Genomic DNA, 16,695 nt, shown 5'->3' with positions numbered 1-16,695 from the left:
TTTATTTATGGAAACTTTACTGGTCGTTCCTGTATTTACTATTGCGGTAGCGCTTTTTGCGGTACTCATACTGCTTCATTTTGTACCGATGGGATTATGGATTTCTGCACTTGCAGCCGATGTAAGCATTTCGTTGCTTAATTTAGTGGGAATGCGTTTCCGCCGTGTCGAACCGCGTATGATTGTCATTCCTTTGATTAAAGGGACAAAGGCGGGGCTCGGCTTGAATGTGAATCAGCTGGAAGCCCATTATCTGGCAGGAGGGAATGTAGATAATGTGGTAGATGCGTTAATTGCTGCCCACCGCGCGCAGATCGATTTGACTTTTGAGCAGGCTGCAGCTATTGATTTGGCGGGAAGAAATGTGCTGGAAGCAGTGCAGATGAGCGTTAATCCCAAGGTTATTGAAACCCCTACGATTTCTGCAGTTGCTAAAAACGGTATTGAACTGAAAGTACGTGCCCGTGTGACTGTTCGTGCAAATATTGATCGTTTGGTCGGCGGCGCAGGAGAGGCGACCATTATTGCCCGTGTTGGCGAAGGAATTGTTACTACCGTGGGTTCTTCGGAAAAACATACGGATGTTCTTGAAAATCCTGACCATATTTCCAGAACGGTTCTTGGTAAAGGTCTTGATTCGGGTACCGCTTTTGAAATTCTTTCCATTGATATTGCTGATGTGGATGTGGGGAGGAACATAGGGGCCCAGCTTCAGACTGATCAAGCGGAGGCTGATAAGGAAATTGCCCAGGCAAGAGCAGAGGAACGTCGTGCCATGGCGGTGGCGCAGGAACAGGAAATGCGTGCATATACACAGGAAATGCAGGCAAAAGTTGTGGAAGCCCAGGCTGAAGTGCCGAAAGCCATGGCAGATGCTCTTCGCAGTGGACGTCTTGGCGTAATGGATTATTACAGTATGAAAAATATTGCAGCAGATACAGAAATGAGAGAAAATATAGCTGGAAATCCGGGTCAAACAAAGTAAAGGTGGAGTATGGATTTTTTTTCGGGTAATGAAATTGTCCTTCTGATATGGGGGATAGGGATACTTCATTTTATCTTTCGATGGATGAAGGAACGGAGAAGTTCAGATCGTTCCACTGAAGGAACGCCTCGTGAAGAAAATGGCTATTCTATTCCTGAAACTCCATTACCGAGACCGTCGTCTTATGGAGCCGGGAAGGATAATGATAAAGAATTAAGGGAAAGGGTTCTACGCTCCTGGGGGATGAAAGATGCGAGATCTGATGAAATGGATCTTCCTGATGAAATGGAAAGATCTGTTTACCGGGAAGCTGAGGCGCCTGCAGCAGTTTCTATAATGGAGTGTTCCGGAGATACGGAAAATCGTTTTCATCAATATCTTTCCAAACCCTTGCGAGAAAGGAAAACAAAACCGATGGCTGTGGAACCAATTACGGCACCTAAAGCAGCACAAGCAGCGGCAGATTGGTCTGAGGAGACGGTTTGTACATGGGCGAAGTATGATGTTGTTTTCGGAGAACCACGTGGAAGAAGGCCGTGGAAACCCTTTGTCAGGCATTGAGAGATAAAAATGGATTTATACAGTAAAGAAGAGCATGGACAGATAATCTGGGAATGCAGCCGCTCTGTTCTTTACGTGGCAATTTCTTCACTGCTTTACGTTCTTTTTTGTGTAGCCTTTTTGATACTGCTTTTGGAACATCCCGGAATTTTGTCATGTACCATCAGCTTTGTTGTAGTCCTTCTGACTTTGTGGCGGATCCATTGGATTCATAAATCTGTGGCTTTGATATGTGAAAAGAGGCTTCTTGTTACTATTCCTATATTTTATTCTGAGTTCAATGCGGCAGGATTGATTAAGCCTTTGTATATGGCTTTTGACTATAAGGAAATAATGGGGGTATCCGATGACTGGAATTATCTTTTTATCGGGGAACGGACGGCTGGCGGCATTGTGGAAGTACCGGTGCAGCTCCGGTATATTACGGACGCAGATAAAATAAAACTGCAGGAATGGGTAGAACGGAAGCAGAGAGAGATATGAGATTCCCAATAGAATAGAAAGTTTTAAAAGTCGTTTGTTTTCTTAAAGATACAGTTGCTTTTTTTTGATGGATTGTGATACCATGGATCAAAAGTTTTTTAGGTGAGGTGAAAGTGATGCCAACGAAAATTACAGTGACAATTGAAGACGAACTGGGGGATCTTTCCGTCGCGGCAAACGGATGGAAGAAACAGTTGACTTATACCAGCTGGAACGGACGGGATCCCAAGTTTGATTTACGTTCGTGGAGCGTGGATCATAAATCAATGACGAAAGGTCTGACATTGACAAAAGAGGAAATGATCAAACTCAAAGAAATTTTAAATGGAATTGATTTTGACAAATATTGATTTGCAGCTGCAAGCAAAAGGCTCTCTCGGAGAGCCTTTTGGCATATATGGAAACTTTTAGGAATACCATAAATTTGGTTTAGCAGTGTAGCTTGATGAGGAGTAGACGGCACTGGGAAAAGGGAAACGGTACAGTTATGGAAATATTCGGAATGGGTGGTACATCACGGCAAAGGAAAGCATTTTTCGCTGCGCTTGTAGGATTGATCATAAATCTTATTTTAGGAATGGTAAAAATTTTTGCCGGCTGGCAGAGCGGATTTTTATCGGTCATCGGTGATGGATTCAATAATATTACTGATGTGGGGGCGGTTATTCTTTTGATGATGACTTTTTATTATGCGTCAAAGCCATCGGATAAAGAACATCCTTTCGGCCATGGTCGGCTGGAGTATGTCAATTCTACTGTAATGTCCGCTATTATCCTTTATGTGGGTATTACACTTTTGGTAGAATCAGTGCAGAAAATTCTTCATCCTGAGGACAACTATTTTTCTATATGGACTGCTTCTGCCTTAATAGTAGGTATTATTGCAAAATTGTTTTTGACCTGGTGGTATAAACGGGCAGGGGAAAATTTGAAGTCAGAAGCATTTAACGCATACAGTGCGGATTCTTTTTCGGATATTCTTTCAACCACAGGTGTTTTAGTTGCTGCATGCGTGGAATATTTCAGCGGATACCATGTAGATGGAATCATGGGGGTTATTATGTCTCTTTTTATTTTGTACACGGGTTACGGAATCATGAAAGAGGCGCTGAATTCCATTATCGGCGCCACACCGGATGCGGAAATGTATGAAAAAATAAAAACGGTGATTCTTGAGACGCCGGGAGTTTACGGTGTGCATGATCTGATTGTTCATGATTATGGGCCGGAAAATCATTTTGCTTCTGCCCATGTGGAATTGGACAGCAATTTGACTCTCGTGGAGGGACATGAACTGGCGGAAACAGTTATGACGAAGCTTAGGAACGAATTCAATATCCAGGCGGTAGTTCATGCGGATCCTAAAGCGGTGTCAAATCCGAAGGAGATGGAATACATGCGTGACTTAGAAGCCGCCATTTACCGCACCGGCCTTCCGGTATCTTATCATGATTTTTTTGTGGTGGAAAAGGAGGAAGGCATTTATATTTCTTTTGAACTGGAATTGAAGGGACCGTGTGATAAAAGTGATGAAGAGATGTATCAAATGATTTTGACAGAAATCCTCAAGAGCAACCCTAAGTATTTTATTGAAATGATGGTGGATCGGAACTTTATCAGTGGCAAGGTATATGGTAAATCCGGAATTGAACATCCTGCTGAATAATCGTAAAGACATATCGGGAATGGTAAGTACTATTCCTGATTTTTTGTGTAAATAAAGAACATGAATGTGATAAATATGATAAAATAATGAAGACAGAGCAATGTATAAAAATATGCAATTATAAATATTTTCATGTGAGGAAGCCATATGGATAGAAATTGGAGAGTCTTGTTGATAGCAGGCGTCATTTCGTTGTGCTCCGCGCAATTTGTTTTTGCCAGTTATTCTCTTGGCGATTCCGGAGACGCGGTAAAGGATTTACAGCGACGGTTGACACAGGCCGGCTGTCTGGTGCGTGCTGATGGGCGGTTCAATGAAACAACGGTGTCGGCAGTAAAAAAATTTCAAAAGAAACATAATCTGGATGTAGATGGAGTGGTGGGTCCTGTTACCTATAAAGCGCTTACCGGGAAAACATTAAAAAGCAAGAAACACTCTTCTGCCCGAAAAAATAAAATGTCACCGGGCGGCATAGGTATTGATGATGTTTCCGTATCGTGGCACAAACCTGGAAAACTGGCACCTCGTGTACAAGCAATTATGGAAGAAGCGAAAAAGTATGTAGGTGTGCCGTACCGTTTTGGCGGCATGACACCCAGCGGATTCGACTGTTCAGGGTTTATCCATTATGTATTTAATAAAAAGGGAATTCTGCTTCCCCGCGCAGCAGATGAGCAATTCGGAAGAGGAGAAAGGGTGTCTGTCAATCGGTTGGAACCAGGTGATCTTGTCTTTTTTTCCACATACGAGTCGGGAGTATCCCATTCGGGTCTATATCTGGGAGACGGATATTTTATCAGTGCCACCAGCAGCTGCGGAGTTGCTGTGGCAACAATGAAAAATGGATATTGGCATGACAGGTATGTGGGGGCGAAGCGGGTGCTTTGACGGTTTGTGGTTATATGGCGGATTTATACGGTCTGCTGCCGGGGTGGGGGCGTATGCCTCCATTTCTTTTATATACGGGTTTTGGATGGAGAGCAATGAGGCTTGGATTGATTCAGATGGATGTCGTATCCGGCGATAAGGAAAGAAATATCACACATGCTTTTGAATTGATGGGGAAAGTATCCCATCAGGCGGATATGATTGTTCTTCCAGAATTATGGACGATTGGGTACGATTTTCATAATCTCGGTAAAAATGCAACATATATGGGGGATGGTTTGATACAGAGACTTTCTTCTCTGGCAGCTCATACTGGGACATATATCATAGCAGGGACGCTTCCCGTAAAAAAGGGGGGAGTAATACGAAATACGGGGCTGGTATTTGGTAAAGACGGTGATATTAAGGGAGAGTACAGTAAGCGCCATTTATTTTATGGTTATCTGGAAGCAGAACTTATGCGGCCGGGACGGAAACTTCTGTATGAGGATATAGACGGAGTCCGTACCGGTATGGCGGTGTGCTATGAGTTTTATTTTCCCAGGATGTGGAGGAAAATGGCGAAAAGGGGCGTCATGCTGGTAGCAGCGCCGGCCTCGTGGCCTGCTATGCATATTTATCAATGGGATGTGCTGACCCGTGCCAGAGCCATAGAAAACGGACTCTGCATAGCTGCCGTCAATATGTCGGGAAACTATCGGGGAATGAAAATGGGAGGACATTCCCGCTTTATAGATCCTTTAGGAAAAGTACAGGCGGAGGCGGGGGAGGAAGAATCTGTCCTGTATGCGGATTATGATGAAAAAGCATATAAAGATTTGGGGAAACAGCTGGCGGTTATCCGGCTGGATAAGCAGAGGTGTTTTCATGCATGAATTATGTCTGCATGGTATAATAAACAAACACAACGAAATCAAAATACCTAAGGGGGCATATCATGAAAGGCAATGATATTCGTGAGGCATATTTGTCTTTTTTCGAAACGAAGAAAGAACATCTGCGGCTGAAAAGTTTTCCGTTGATTCCAAAAGATGATCCCAGCCTGCTTTTGATCGGCGCAGGGATGGCGCCACTGAAACCGTATTTTACGGGGAAGGTTGAGCCGCCATGCCATCGTGTGACGACCAGTCAGAAATGTATCCGCACAGGCGATATTGAAAATGTCGGCCGTACAGCAAGGCATCATACCTTTTTTGAAATGCTTGGGAATTTCTCTTTTGGTGATTACTTTAAAAAGGAAGCCATTGCCTGGGCATGGGAATTTTTGACGGAAGTAATCAAGCTGGAGAGTTCCCGTCTGTATGTAACGATTTATCCGGATGACAGGGAATCTTACGATTATTGGCATGATATGATCGGGCTGCCGGAAAGCCATATTTATCCGCTGTCGGATAATTTCTGGGAAATTGGAGAAGGCCCCTGCGGGCCGGACTCAGAAATTTTCTATGACCAGGGCGAAGAATTCGGTACGGATCCGGAAAACCAGATGGGTGGAGACGGAGATCGTTTCCTTGAAATCTGGAATTTGGTATTCAGCCAGTTTGATCAACAAAAAGATGGATCTTACCGGCCGCTGGATAAGAAGAATATTGACACCGGTGCAGGGTTGGAACGTTTATCGGCAGTTCTTCAAAAGAAGAAAAATAATTTTGAAACGGATTTATTCTTTCCGATTATTCAGGAAGCGGCCGGTCTTGCGGGCGTTCCGTATGGACGCAGTACAGAGAGCGATGTAGCGCTGAAAGTTATTTCCGATCACACCCGTGCTATTACAAATATGATTGCCGATGGAATTCTTCCTTCTAACGAAGGCCGCGGTTATGTACTAAGACGTGTACTTCGCCGTGCTGTAAGGTATGGCAAGCTTATTGGCATAGACGATGCTTTCCTGGGCCGCATGATTGATGTGGTCGTAAAAATGATGAAACCCGCATATCCGGAATTGATGGAAAAGCAGGCATTTATAAAGAAAGTGGCTGGTGTGGAAGAAAACCGTTTTCACGCAACTCTCAATGCGGGGATGGATCTCCTTGCTGAAATGCTTGAAGAAACGCTGAAAAAGCAACGGCGTATTCTTACAGGCGATCGAGTCTTCAAACTGTATGATACATATGGATTTCCTTGGGAGCTGACGGAAGAAATTGCTAAAGAACAAGGAATTGAAATCGATAAAGACGGCTTTGCCGCAGCTATGGCGGAGCAGAAGGAACGCGCAAGAGCGGCTCGTACAAAGGTTTCTGCCCGTATTGCGACTCCCGATACGACGAAACTTAAGTCTGAGTCCATGACTACGGAAGATACGGACGGAGATACGGAAATTCTCCTTTTGGGAAAGGACGGACAGGCCGTACAGTCAGCTGCTGATGGTGAAAATATTACGGTTATTTTGAAAAATAATCCTTTTCATGCGGAAGGCGGCGGACAGATTGGAGATAGCGGTGTATTGGAAGGAAATAGCGGCATTATTTCCATAGAAGATACGAAGAAATTACCTGACGGTATTGTATATTGCATCGGAACGGTAACGGAAGGCGTTATTTCAACCGGCGAAACGGTAAAAACCGTGGTAGATCGGGAGCGGAGGGAAGATATTGCCCGCAACCATACAGGCACCCACCTGCTGCAGGCGGCTCTCCGCAGGGTTCTGGGCAGCCAGGTTAATCAGGCCGGCTCGCTTGTGCTTCCGGAAAAGTTACGTTTCGATTTTACCTGGCCGGAAGCAGTTACCGATAAGCAGATAGCCGAGGTGGAACGGATTGTGAACGAACAGATTTGGAAATCTACCACATTGGATATTGATGAAATGCCGATTGCTAAAGCAAAAGAAATGGGAGCCATAGCTCTTTTCGGTGAAAAATACGGTAATATTGTACGTGTTGTCCGTGTGCCTGATTTCAGCACGGAACTATGCGGCGGTTCTCATGTATTTAATACAGGGGAAATCGGCTGCTTCCGCATCATAAGCGAAAGCGGTATCGGATCAGGCATCCGTAGAATTGAAGCGATAACCGGTAAGGCCGCTTATGAATCTATGCTGGCAGATCGTAAGCTGCTCAGGGAATCTGCTGCACTTTTAAAGGTGAAAGTGGAAGAAATTCCGGGAAAGATTGAAAAGAATCTTGCAGCCCTGAAAGAGGCGGAACGGGAAATTGAGAGGTTTAAAAATCAGCAGACAAAGGATGCCTTAGGGAATCTGCTGAAGAATGTAAGAGAAAAGAACGGTATTTCTTTCTTCGGGGCCATCGTACCGGCGGCAAATATGGATGAACTTCGAAAAGCGGCTGATATTGTAAAAGGAAAATTTCCGAGAGGTGCGTTTATTCTCGGCGCCGCAGCCGGAGAAAAAGTAAATCTTGTGGGAATGGCCTCTGAAGAGGCCGTGAAAACAGGGATTCATATGGGAAAAGTGGTATCCGCCGCGGCAAAAATATGTGGTGGAGGCGGCGGAGGAAAACCTGCTGTTGCCCAAGCCGGAGGTAAAAATATTTCTGAATTGCAGAATGCCATCGATGAAGGTGTTCGAATCATTGAGTCACAGCTTTAATAAAGGAGGCGATTGCGATGCCGGTCTCAGGCGAAACAATTTTAGTAAAACGTGAGGTGGAAGAAGGAGGGAATACCCAAGCGGCTATGGTTTTAAATGCGGTGTATACTGCATTGAAAGAAGCCGGACATAATCCGACAGTCCAGTTGGTAGGCTATCTTGTATCCGGAGAACCTACATATATCACGAGCAAGCATGATGCACGTAAGCTTGTTTCATCCATAGAACGGGATGAGTTGGTGGAAGAACTGGTTCGTTTCTATGTAACCCATAAGGGGCTTTGATATGCGTATTATGAGCTTGGATGTAGGCTCACAGACAATTGGCGTGGCAGTCAGTGATTTATTCGGGTGGACCGCACAAGGTGTGGAGACAATCCGCCATACGACGCGGGAAAAGGATTTTGTCCGGCTGCGCCATCTGGCGGATGAATACAATGTGGAAGAGTTTGTTATCGGAATGCCTTTGAATATGAATGGGACAAAGGGGATGCGTGCTGAGCAGACAGAAAAATTTGCAGAAGCTCTTGCTGCAGCATTTCCGGATATTCCTTATCATTTCTGGGATGAAAGACTGACTACCGTTATGGCGCAGAGGCAGCTGATTGAAGCGGATGTCAGCCGAAAAAAACGAAAAAAAGTAATTGATAAAATGGCGGCAGTGGTTATCTTGGAAGGATACCTGCAGCATTTGTCTTTTAAGAACAGAGGATAATATGATGGCAGAGCAGAAAGAACCGATCATTATTTCTGTGTCAGACCCCGGTGGTATAGAAAGAGATTATGTCCAGGACGTGGTTATTCCTTTTGCAGGGAAAGAATTTGCTGTTTTGGTTTCTATTCCGGAAGACGGGGAGAATGTAGAGGAGCCGGAAATTATCCTGGCACGAGTTGACACTGATAAAAATGGAGAGGCGGAATATGTACCTCCGACAGATGAAGAATATGATGCGGTGGCGGAAATTTATAACGAAATGTAATTTATAGGGAGTGTGGCAGCGGAGGGACATCTCTGCGGCCGCATTTTTTACTTGGTGATAAAATCCGGTTTCAGACAACAATCTATCAATATTTCTAAAACAGACTGAAAAGGTGAGGGTTATGAAAATTGTGATAAAATATAAAATATATCGTAATTAGGAGGATCTATGGGGAAACATTTTTCTTTTATCCATTGTGCGGATCTTCATTTAGGCGAACCGTTCGGCGGATTATATTCGGGAGATACGGGTCCTTGGACAGAAGCTATACATAAAGCGACTTTTAAGGCTTTTGAAAATGTAGTCACTGCGGCGTTGACGTATCGTGCTGATGCCATTCTGATTTCAGGTGACGTTTATAACAGTGATCATCACAGTCTGGCAGCACAGATGGCTTTTGCCAGAGAGCTGTATCGTGCGGCGCAGGCGGGGGTGCAGGTATTTATTATTCATGGAAATCATGATCCTGACGAGGCATGGCGGGCAGATGTGCCGCTGCCGCCTTCCGTTTATGTGTTTTCTTCTGACAAAGTGGAATCAGTACCGTTATTGGTGGGTGGCGAGACGGCAGCTATGGTTTATGGTATCAGTTATAAAAACCGTCATATGAGAGAAAATCTGGCACTTCGATTCAGGAAGAAAGACGAAGATATCTTTTCTATCGGCATGCTCCATACGGAACTGGGCGTGGCAGGAAGTCCTTATGCTCCCTGTACGGTGGATGATTTAAGAACTACAAAGATGGACTACTGGGCTCTTGGGCACGTGCACGCGAGAAAAACACCATCTATGCGGCCATACATGGTTTATCCGGGGAATACGCAAGGCCTGGATCGTTCAGAATCCGGCGAAAAAGGTTGTTATCTCGTAGATGTAGGTGCTTATGGAACGGTAACTTTGAAGTTTATTGTTACTGATGCAATCCGTTGGATGGATATGGAAGTGGATATCAGTTCTTTCCAAAATCCTGAGGAATTGGTCAGGGAAGTTGTAAAACAGCGGGCCACACTTCGTGAAAAAACGGGAAAGCCTAACATCGTCCGCCTTATTTTGCGTGGGCAAGGGGTATTGCAAAAAGCGGTTTCTACGCCTGAGGGGCAGGCGTATATTCTTCAGCTGCTTAATGATAAAGAAAAATTTCATCACATTTTTTGTTATTTTGCTGAGATTCAAGACGAAACAAAACCTTTTCTGAATTTGGAAGAACGGAGGAAGATTCCCGATGTCATGGGAAGTTACCTCCGGACCTTTGATGAAATTAACGGGCTTTCCAGCGAAAAAAGACTGGCAGTTCTGAAGAAGGAGATAGCAGACCGTCCGGAAATGGCCAAGTTTAGCAGATTGATGAATATGGTGTCGGATGACATGATTATCCGTGCCTTTGAAAAAGCGGAGATAAAAGGCGCCGAAATGCTGGCGGAGGATGAAGGATGAAGATTACTGATTTAGAACTGGAACAGTATGGCATTTATCAGAATGAATCTTGGAAACCTGCGGCCGGGTGCCTGAATGTAATCATGGGTGAAAATGAAAGCGGGAAGACGACTCTTCTCCGGTTTATCCGTGATATGATGTTCGGCTATGAGCGGGGCAAATGGCAGGGGAAAAAAGGAAATATGGGATTTCTCCGTGCGGATGGATCTGCATATCGCATTTATCGTGATGGAAAAAACAAATGGGCCGTTAATGATAAAGGTGAAGAATTTAATGATGAATTATCTTCTCTCTGGTGGCATGGATTGAATCGCGGGATTTATGAAAAGATTTTTGCTGTCGGATTGGAGGATTTGCAAGGAACGTCTTTCTTGGCAGATGATTCTGTCCGAAGCCGCTTTTTTATGCTTCAGGGAGGAGATCTCGTTTCCGGTGCCATGAAGCAGGCGGACGAAGAAATGGAAAAACTTCTTGTCTCTTCTTCCCAGGGGAAACGGAGGATTAATCAGCTGCTGATGACTCTTGCTGAGGTACAGGAGGCGTTGGAACACCTGTCCGGACAGGAAAAAGATTTTTCTATACTCCAGAAGAAGCAGGCTCTGTTGAAAAAAGAAATAGACAAGATGAAAATTTCTCTGGCTGCAGATCAGGAAATGGATAAGCAGCTGGAAAAACGTCTCGGCGCGTGGGAGTATTATAAACGGGCAAGGGAAATTAAACGTCAGCTGCAGCTCAGTGAACAGGTTAAATTATTTCCTTCCAATGGAAAAGAACAGTGGGGGCATTTGGTCAGCCGGATGAAACTTATCCGTGAACAGCAGGAGGTACTTCAGCCAAAGATTGACGAATACCGGCCCAGGGCGAAAGAGGAAATTATTCCGTGGACGGGAATGGAACAGGAACTGGAAGGTCTTTATGTAGATTTGGGGCAGTGGAAACAGATTGCAGCTGAAGAAGAAGAATTAAAAAGAACCAAGGCAGATTGGGCACGATCTTTTGTCAATCTGGGATATGCCCTGCCGTTGTGGGACAGAGCGCTCAGCTTAAAAGATGCTTGTGCTGATGTGGATTGGAAGCAGGGGCGGGATCTGGCACAAAGTGCAGGTGTAAGGAACAACGAGCTTCATTTCTGGCAGCAGCGTGAGCCTGAAGTGGAAATGCTGGAAGAAATGATCCAAGGCGGAACACTTCTTTCCAGTGAAGAAGCCTGGCGGAAATATGAGGCAGATGCATCAAAGATTGAAGTACTGCTTAACGAAGAAGCCGCTTTAACGGAAAAAACGGATGCTCTTTCTGCGCAGAAAGATACCCGTTATACTTTCTGGTTTTGGCTGGGAGCAACTGCTCTTATCGCAGCTGTAGTTTTTGTTATTATGTTTTATATGTCTCTTATGGGGTATACGGTGCTTTATGGTGCTGTGGGTGCGTCGGTACTGGCGGCGTCGTGTTTTGCTATTAACAATCATGTTTTCCGCAGAAAAGAAAATCAAATCAGAGAACTTGAAGTGCAGATTGATGAGATAAAGAAAGAATGGCATGAAGTAGCAAGCCGTTTTCCTGACCATGTGCCGGAAGATAAAAAAGATCTGCCGGCATTCCATAATATGCTCCAGGCGAAAAGAAGTGATTTTTATGGAATGCAGGCAAAACAGCAGGCTTTTGCATGGAAGCGGGAAACAGTGAAAAAACAGCAGTCTGCGCATAAAGACTGGGCAGAAGAGGGGAAACTGCTAAAAGAAGCGCAGGCGGCCGTCCTGGATGAATGGTATAAGTGGCTTGAAGCAAATAAACTGCCTAAGGTGCTTCCTGAAAAGGTATCAGAATTACAAGAACAGTGGAATAAGATTTATGCAGAAGAAGGCCGGGGAAAGATTATTGATGTTCGTATTGACGGGGCACAGGAAAAATTGGCGGGCTTTGCAAAACGTGCAGGGTCCATCATTCGGGCTGCAGGAATGTCATGTCCCATTACACCGGAAAGCATCGCTTATATTTATGAAGAAAATAAGAAGCGCAATTTGGAGTGGCGGTCCATTTCAGAAAAGAACCGCCAGCATGATGAATATGAGCGGGAAATGAATAAGCTCAAATCGGACTGGGCGTCGTGCGAGCGGGAAATGAATGCTTTATTCCGCCTTGTGAATGCAGTAAATGCGGAAGATTTTGCAGAAAAGGTAAATGCCCATGAAAACCATGACAGGCTTTTAAAAGACTGGGAAAACGTGCGGCATGATATCCGTCTTTATGCCGGCGGTGAGGAAGAGTTTAATCGTTTGTGGGCCACCTTGGAGAGCGGACGGTATGATGAATGGATGGCAGAACATCAAAAACTCGCGGAAAAGATAGCAAAAGAAGAGCAGGAACTGGGCGATTTGCAAAGACAGCAGGGGGCTGCCGAAAATGAAATATTCCGTCTTGCCGGGGACGATACGATTACCAAAACACTCCAGAAGAAGAAAGAATTAGAAACGGAAATTGGTCAAACTATGGAAGATTGGCTGACAGCTCTCTTTATACGGTCACTTATGGGAAAGACACAGAAACGGTATGATTCCGGAAAACAGCCGAAGATTATAAAAATGGCAAATCGTTTCCTTGGGCGGATGACAAAGGGAAAGTATTCTCTCATTGTTAATGATGACGGAAAAGATGTGAGTATTATAGATGAGTTCTACCGTAAAAAGGAATCAAAGGTCTGGTCTTCCGGTACGGGGGACCAAGTATACTTGGCAATCCGTCTGGCGATGGCACTTTCTTTTGGAGAACAGATGGAAACGCTTCCTATCGTACTGGATGATATTTTTGTCCGTTTTGATGAAGAACGGCAGAAAGAAACACTTCGCTTCCTCATGGAGTTGGGAAAAGAACAACAGATATTTCTTTTTACCTGTCATGAACGGACGATGAAACTGGCAGAGGAAGCGGGGCGGGAGGAAAATACCGGAGAATTTATCCAACTGAGGAATGGATGTATCTCAAAAAGAATCTGATTCAATTAAAAATAACCTGACTGCACTTTTCTGCAGCAGGTTATTTTTAATTGCTCTTAAATCAAATGGGTGAAGTAAGGGATTTTCTTAACGAGATAAGTCAAAAGCAATCCTAAGATGAAGGCGGAACAAATCCAAATGACGGCATCAAAAAATGGGAATCGGGGAATGTATGTAAGAAGGATACGATTGAAGAAAAAACGTGTTATATTGCGGGTAATCTCTTCAAAAAGCATGACGCCAAAAGACATGTTTCCAAGAAATAGGAGAATTTTTTGACACCTTTCTGAAATATTATGGGTAATAAACCATAAGCGGGAAGCACAGAAAATAAAAGCGGTATTCAGAAAGAGGAAAGAATCGTAGAAACGTTCGGAAATGGCTTCTGTGAGGCCTCCTGCCACGACACCGTGGTAACAAGTCATGATGGACGCAATCATTGTGCCTGCAATGGCCGCCATGCCGAGATAGAGTAAATTTCTTTTTGTCAGCCAATGAATAGGAAGGACGTTTTCAATCCAATAGCCTAAAATGAAATAGAAGCTTGGCTCACTGACAGCAAGAATAGGATTTATGAACCAGTTGATTTCTGCGGTTCCTTTAAAAATTAAAAAGGAGAAAACAGGAATGAAACCGACAAAAAATAAATTAAGGGCAATTAAGTATAAGAAAAGCTGATTTGTCATATGGCGGACGAGTATTCTCCAGAGTGGGAGCATAAGGAGAAATCCAATATAAATATAAAGAAAATAGTACGCTGTGGCCATATTTGACGAATACATCAATGTAAAAAATTTAGAGAGGTGTCCAAAGAATGATAAATTAAGTCCGTGGTAAAAATAAAGATAATTAATAAGGGAGAAGAGAAAAATGATTTGTGCAAATCGCCATATTCGTTTCTTAAAGATGACAGAGATCGGTTCTTCCTTTTTGAGAAGGAGCGCTCCTGAAATCATAAAGAAAATGGGAACTGCCGTTTTTACCCAAAAGGGAACAGCAATGTAAAAAGGAAAGAAAAATGATTCAGGTCTCAGCAGATAGAGGGAAAAGCCTGCTGTAGAGGTGTGGGTGAACATAACAAGCCATATGCAAAAGAAGCGGAGAAACTCTATGTGAAGTTTTTTCCCCTTCTTTGATTCAGAAGATATCATGGAGAAGAAATCCTTTCTTTATATTTCTTTTATGATATCATGTACAAGGTGTTCAAGCCAAAGAAAAAAGGAGAATGAGCTGAATAGCAATAGCAAATCGGACATCTTGCAGAAAAATTATCTTGCGGTATAGAAACCTTTTTGATAGAATAAAAAAGCATGAGTACACATGTCTGCGGATTTTACATCTGTGCCGGATTTGGTGGCTGTAAGAGAAGAGGCAGGCAGAGGTTATTAACAGGAGGTTATTATTATGTCAGTTGTATCCATGAAACAGTTGCTTGAAGCAGGCGTTCATTTCGGGCATCAGACCCGTCGCTGGAATCCGAAGATGGCAAGGTATATCTTCACCGAACGTAATGGTATTTATATCATTGACCTGCAGAAGACAGTGAAAAAAGTAGAAGAAGCTTATGCTTTTATCCGTGAAGTGGCGGCAACAGGAGCACCGATCCTGTTTGTCGGAACAAAGAAACAGGCTCAAAATTCTGTCAGAGAAGAAGCCCAGCGTTGCAATATGTTTTATGTAAATGAACGTTGGCTCGGCGGCATGCTTACCAACTTCCGTACTATCCAGGCTCGCGTAGCCCGCCTGAAGGAATTGGAAAAAATGTTTGAAGACGGAACTACCGAACAGTATCCGAAGAAAGAAGTCATCCTGATGCAGCGCGAACTGGAGAAACTTCAGAAGAATCTTGGCGGGATTAAAGATATGAAGAAGATTCCGGGAGCTATTTTTGTGATTGACTCTAAAAAGGAAGAAATCGCAGTAGCGGAAGCGCATAAGCTTCACATTCCGGTTGTGGCTACCGTTGATACCAATTGTGATCCGGATGTGGTTGATTTCCCGATTCCTGCAAATGACGATGCTATCCGTGCTGTAAGACTGCTGGCGAGCAAGATGGCTGACGCTATTCTGGAAGGTCGCCAGGGACAGCAGGAAGAAGTTGAAACAACTGCTGCGTCTGAAGAAGCTGAAGAGGTTTCTGAAGAAGCTGCTGAAGAATAAAATCTTTAATACAGACAAATACCTTGGTTATGTAATGGAGGTCATAGAATGATTAGTGCAAGTATGGTAAAGGAATTGCGCAACAGTACCGGAGCCGGCATGATGGACTGTAAAAAAGCCCTCGTGGAAGCAGATGGGGACATGGCAAAGGCGATAGATATTCTTCGTGAAAAGGGACTCTCCCAGGCGGCGAAGAAAGCATCCCGTATTGCAGCAGAAGGTGCCGTTGTTTCTTATATATCAGAAAACGGTAAAATTGGTGTTATCACGGAAGTGAATTGTGAAACTGACTTTGTCGGGCACAATGAGAATTTCCAGGCTTTGGCAAAATCTATTGCGGCACAGATTGCTTCCGTAAATCCGGCGGATGTAGCAGTTCTGCTTGATTCCGCTATGGGGGATAAGACTGTTAAAGATGTAGTCACAGAAGCTATTGCTAATATTGGAGAAAATATTTCCATTCGTCGGTTCACCCGATATGAAAGTACTGAAGGCCAGGTATACAGCTATATTCATGGCGGCGGGAAAATCGGTGTTCTTGTGGAGATTAAGGGCGGCGATGCTGAACTGGGGAAAGATATCGCCATGCAGGTAGCTGCTGCTAATCCGTCTTATCTGGAACGTTCACAGGTTTCCAAAGAAGAATTGGAACATGAAAAGGAAGTTCTCCGTGAACAGGCCCGCAATGAAGGTAAGCCGGAAAATGTTGTTGAAAAAATGGTTACAGGCCGTGTCAATAAGTATTATAAGGAAGTGTGCCTCGTTGATCAGCCATTCATTAAGGACGGAGATTTGTCTGTTGCCAAACTGCTCCAGTCTAAAAGTGCAGAAGTTATTCGTTTCAGTCGTTTCCAGCTTGGTGAAGGCATTGAAAAGAAACAGGATAACTTGGCAGAAGAAGTTGCAAAACAGATTAATCAGTAGTTGCTAACGGTAAGAGAACACTTTTTTGTGTTCTCTTATTTTCATAAGCAGGGGAATACTTTATAATATAGAGGAATTATG

The 16,695-nt window shown here is 44.0% G+C and carries 16 protein-coding genes; 15 read left to right on the top strand and 1 reads right to left on the bottom strand.

The window, feature by feature from the left end; genetic code table 11:
• Positions 1 to 7: 7 nt before the first annotated feature.
• The 13 genes from floA to GCWU000321_RS02155 all read left to right on the top strand — a co-directional run bounded on the left by floA (position 8) and on the right by GCWU000321_RS02155 (position 13,530).
• Entirely contained in the window at positions 8 to 985 is a 978-nt protein-coding gene (gene floA, locus GCWU000321_RS02215) for a flotillin-like protein FloA (protein WP_007069448.1), read from the top strand.
• Positions 986 to 994: 9 nt separating this feature from the next.
• Complete coding sequence (locus tag GCWU000321_RS02210) at positions 995 to 1,546, top strand: hypothetical protein (RefSeq protein WP_007069447.1); 552 nt, start codon at positions 995 to 997, stop codon at positions 1,544 to 1,546.
• A 9-nt stretch (positions 1,547 to 1,555) separates the two neighbouring features.
• Complete coding sequence (locus tag GCWU000321_RS02205; protein ID WP_007069446.1) at positions 1,556 to 2,029, top strand: hypothetical protein; 474 nt, start codon at positions 1,556 to 1,558, stop codon at positions 2,027 to 2,029.
• A 116-nt stretch (positions 2,030 to 2,145) separates the two neighbouring features.
• Positions 2,146 to 2,379, top strand: a complete 234-nt coding sequence (locus tag GCWU000321_RS02200) for a YdbC family protein (protein WP_022027238.1) — start codon at positions 2,146 to 2,148, stop codon at positions 2,377 to 2,379.
• A gap of 95 nt (positions 2,380 to 2,474) precedes the next feature.
• The gene (locus tag GCWU000321_RS02195; RefSeq protein WP_007069444.1) at positions 2,475 to 3,695 is read left to right on the top strand and encodes a cation diffusion facilitator family transporter; all 1,221 of its coding nucleotides are present in this window, start codon (positions 2,475 to 2,477) and stop codon (positions 3,693 to 3,695) included.
• A gap of 147 nt (positions 3,696 to 3,842) precedes the next feature.
• A complete protein-coding gene (locus GCWU000321_RS02190; protein ID WP_007069443.1) occupies positions 3,843 to 4,583 on the top strand; it encodes a C40 family peptidase in 741 nt (246 codons plus the stop codon).
• Positions 4,584 to 4,597: 14 nt separating this feature from the next.
• Complete coding sequence (locus GCWU000321_RS02185) at positions 4,598 to 5,458, top strand: nitrilase-related carbon-nitrogen hydrolase (protein ID WP_007069442.1); 861 nt, start codon at positions 4,598 to 4,600, stop codon at positions 5,456 to 5,458.
• Positions 5,459 to 5,520: 62 nt separating this feature from the next.
• Complete coding sequence (alaS, locus tag GCWU000321_RS02180) at positions 5,521 to 8,127, top strand: alanine--tRNA ligase (protein ID WP_007069441.1); 2,607 nt, start codon at positions 5,521 to 5,523, stop codon at positions 8,125 to 8,127.
• 17 nt (positions 8,128 to 8,144) lie between these two features.
• On the top strand, positions 8,145 to 8,411 hold the full coding sequence (locus GCWU000321_RS02175) for an IreB family regulatory phosphoprotein (protein WP_007069440.1): 267 nt from the start codon (positions 8,145 to 8,147) through the stop codon (positions 8,409 to 8,411).
• 1 nt (position 8,412) lies between these two features.
• Positions 8,413 to 8,841, top strand: coding sequence for a Holliday junction resolvase RuvX (gene ruvX / locus GCWU000321_RS02170; protein ID WP_007069439.1), 429 nt, complete (start codon positions 8,413 to 8,415; stop codon positions 8,839 to 8,841).
• A gap of 1 nt (position 8,842) precedes the next feature.
• Entirely contained in the window at positions 8,843 to 9,106 is a 264-nt protein-coding gene (locus GCWU000321_RS02165; RefSeq protein WP_007069438.1) for a DUF1292 domain-containing protein, read from the top strand.
• A 168-nt stretch (positions 9,107 to 9,274) separates the two neighbouring features.
• Complete coding sequence (locus GCWU000321_RS02160; protein WP_007069437.1) at positions 9,275 to 10,540, top strand: metallophosphoesterase family protein; 1,266 nt, start codon at positions 9,275 to 9,277, stop codon at positions 10,538 to 10,540.
• The gene (locus GCWU000321_RS02155) at positions 10,537 to 13,530 is read left to right on the top strand and encodes an AAA family ATPase (RefSeq protein ID WP_007069436.1); all 2,994 of its coding nucleotides are present in this window, start codon (positions 10,537 to 10,539) and stop codon (positions 13,528 to 13,530) included. The genes GCWU000321_RS02160 and GCWU000321_RS02155 overlap by 4 nt, the downstream gene beginning before the upstream one ends.
• A 56-nt stretch (positions 13,531 to 13,586) precedes the next feature.
• Here GCWU000321_RS02155 and GCWU000321_RS02150 read toward each other — a convergent pair whose 3' ends face one another.
• Positions 13,587 to 14,681, bottom strand: coding sequence for an acyltransferase (locus GCWU000321_RS02150; protein ID WP_007069435.1), 1,095 nt, complete (start codon positions 14,679 to 14,681; stop codon positions 13,587 to 13,589).
• Positions 14,682 to 14,934: 253 nt separating this feature from the next.
• Between GCWU000321_RS02150 and rpsB the strand changes: the two genes are divergently transcribed.
• Together rpsB and tsf are read left to right on the top strand one after the other, a co-directional pair.
• Entirely contained in the window at positions 14,935 to 15,690 is a 756-nt protein-coding gene (gene rpsB, locus GCWU000321_RS02145; RefSeq protein WP_022027230.1) for a 30S ribosomal protein S2, read from the top strand.
• Positions 15,691 to 15,738: 48 nt separating this feature from the next.
• A complete protein-coding gene (tsf, locus tag GCWU000321_RS02140; protein ID WP_007069433.1) occupies positions 15,739 to 16,614 on the top strand; it encodes a translation elongation factor Ts in 876 nt (291 codons plus the stop codon).
• The last annotated feature ends 81 nt before the right edge of the window (positions 16,615 to 16,695 follow it).

Origin of the sequence: Dialister invisus DSM 15470 (assembly GCF_000160055.1) — a bacterium.
Taxonomy (GTDB): domain Bacteria; phylum Bacillota; class Negativicutes; order Veillonellales; family Dialisteraceae; genus Dialister; species Dialister invisus.
Note: the sequence above shows the minus strand (reverse complement) of the source record. Positions and strands in the feature narration are given on the sequence as shown.

What these genes read in the sequence shown, in the direction of transcription:
- tsf (WP_007069433.1), top strand. Translation starts at nt 15,739, where the DNA reads ATGATTAGTGCAAGTATGGTAAAGGAATTGCGCAACAGTACCGGAGCC.
- floA (WP_007069448.1), top strand. Translation starts at nt 8, where the DNA reads ATGGAAACTTTACTGGTCGTTCCTGTATTTACTATTGCGGTAGCGCTT.
- ruvX (WP_007069439.1), top strand. Translation starts at nt 8,413, where the DNA reads ATGCGTATTATGAGCTTGGATGTAGGCTCACAGACAATTGGCGTGGCA.
- GCWU000321_RS02165 (WP_007069438.1), top strand. Translation starts at nt 8,843, where the DNA reads ATGATGGCAGAGCAGAAAGAACCGATCATTATTTCTGTGTCAGACCCC.
- GCWU000321_RS02185 (WP_007069442.1), top strand. Translation starts at nt 4,598, where the DNA reads ATGGCGGATTTATACGGTCTGCTGCCGGGGTGGGGGCGTATGCCTCCA.
- GCWU000321_RS02160 (WP_007069437.1), top strand. Translation starts at nt 9,275, where the DNA reads ATGGGGAAACATTTTTCTTTTATCCATTGTGCGGATCTTCATTTAGGC.
- GCWU000321_RS02190 (WP_007069443.1), top strand. Translation starts at nt 3,843, where the DNA reads ATGGATAGAAATTGGAGAGTCTTGTTGATAGCAGGCGTCATTTCGTTG.
- GCWU000321_RS02150 (WP_007069435.1), bottom strand. Translation starts at nt 14,681, where the DNA reads ATGATATCTTCTGAATCAAAGAAGGGGAAAAAACTTCACATAGAGTTT.
- GCWU000321_RS02200 (WP_022027238.1), top strand. Translation starts at nt 2,146, where the DNA reads ATGCCAACGAAAATTACAGTGACAATTGAAGACGAACTGGGGGATCTT.
- rpsB (WP_022027230.1), top strand. Translation starts at nt 14,935, where the DNA reads ATGTCAGTTGTATCCATGAAACAGTTGCTTGAAGCAGGCGTTCATTTC.
- alaS (WP_007069441.1), top strand. Translation starts at nt 5,521, where the DNA reads ATGAAAGGCAATGATATTCGTGAGGCATATTTGTCTTTTTTCGAAACG.
- GCWU000321_RS02210 (WP_007069447.1), top strand. Translation starts at nt 995, where the DNA reads ATGGATTTTTTTTCGGGTAATGAAATTGTCCTTCTGATATGGGGGATA.
- GCWU000321_RS02175 (WP_007069440.1), top strand. Translation starts at nt 8,145, where the DNA reads ATGCCGGTCTCAGGCGAAACAATTTTAGTAAAACGTGAGGTGGAAGAA.
- GCWU000321_RS02195 (WP_007069444.1), top strand. Translation starts at nt 2,475, where the DNA reads ATGAGGAGTAGACGGCACTGGGAAAAGGGAAACGGTACAGTTATGGAA.
- GCWU000321_RS02155 (WP_007069436.1), top strand. Translation starts at nt 10,537, where the DNA reads ATGAAGATTACTGATTTAGAACTGGAACAGTATGGCATTTATCAGAAT.
- GCWU000321_RS02205 (WP_007069446.1), top strand. Translation starts at nt 1,556, where the DNA reads ATGGATTTATACAGTAAAGAAGAGCATGGACAGATAATCTGGGAATGC.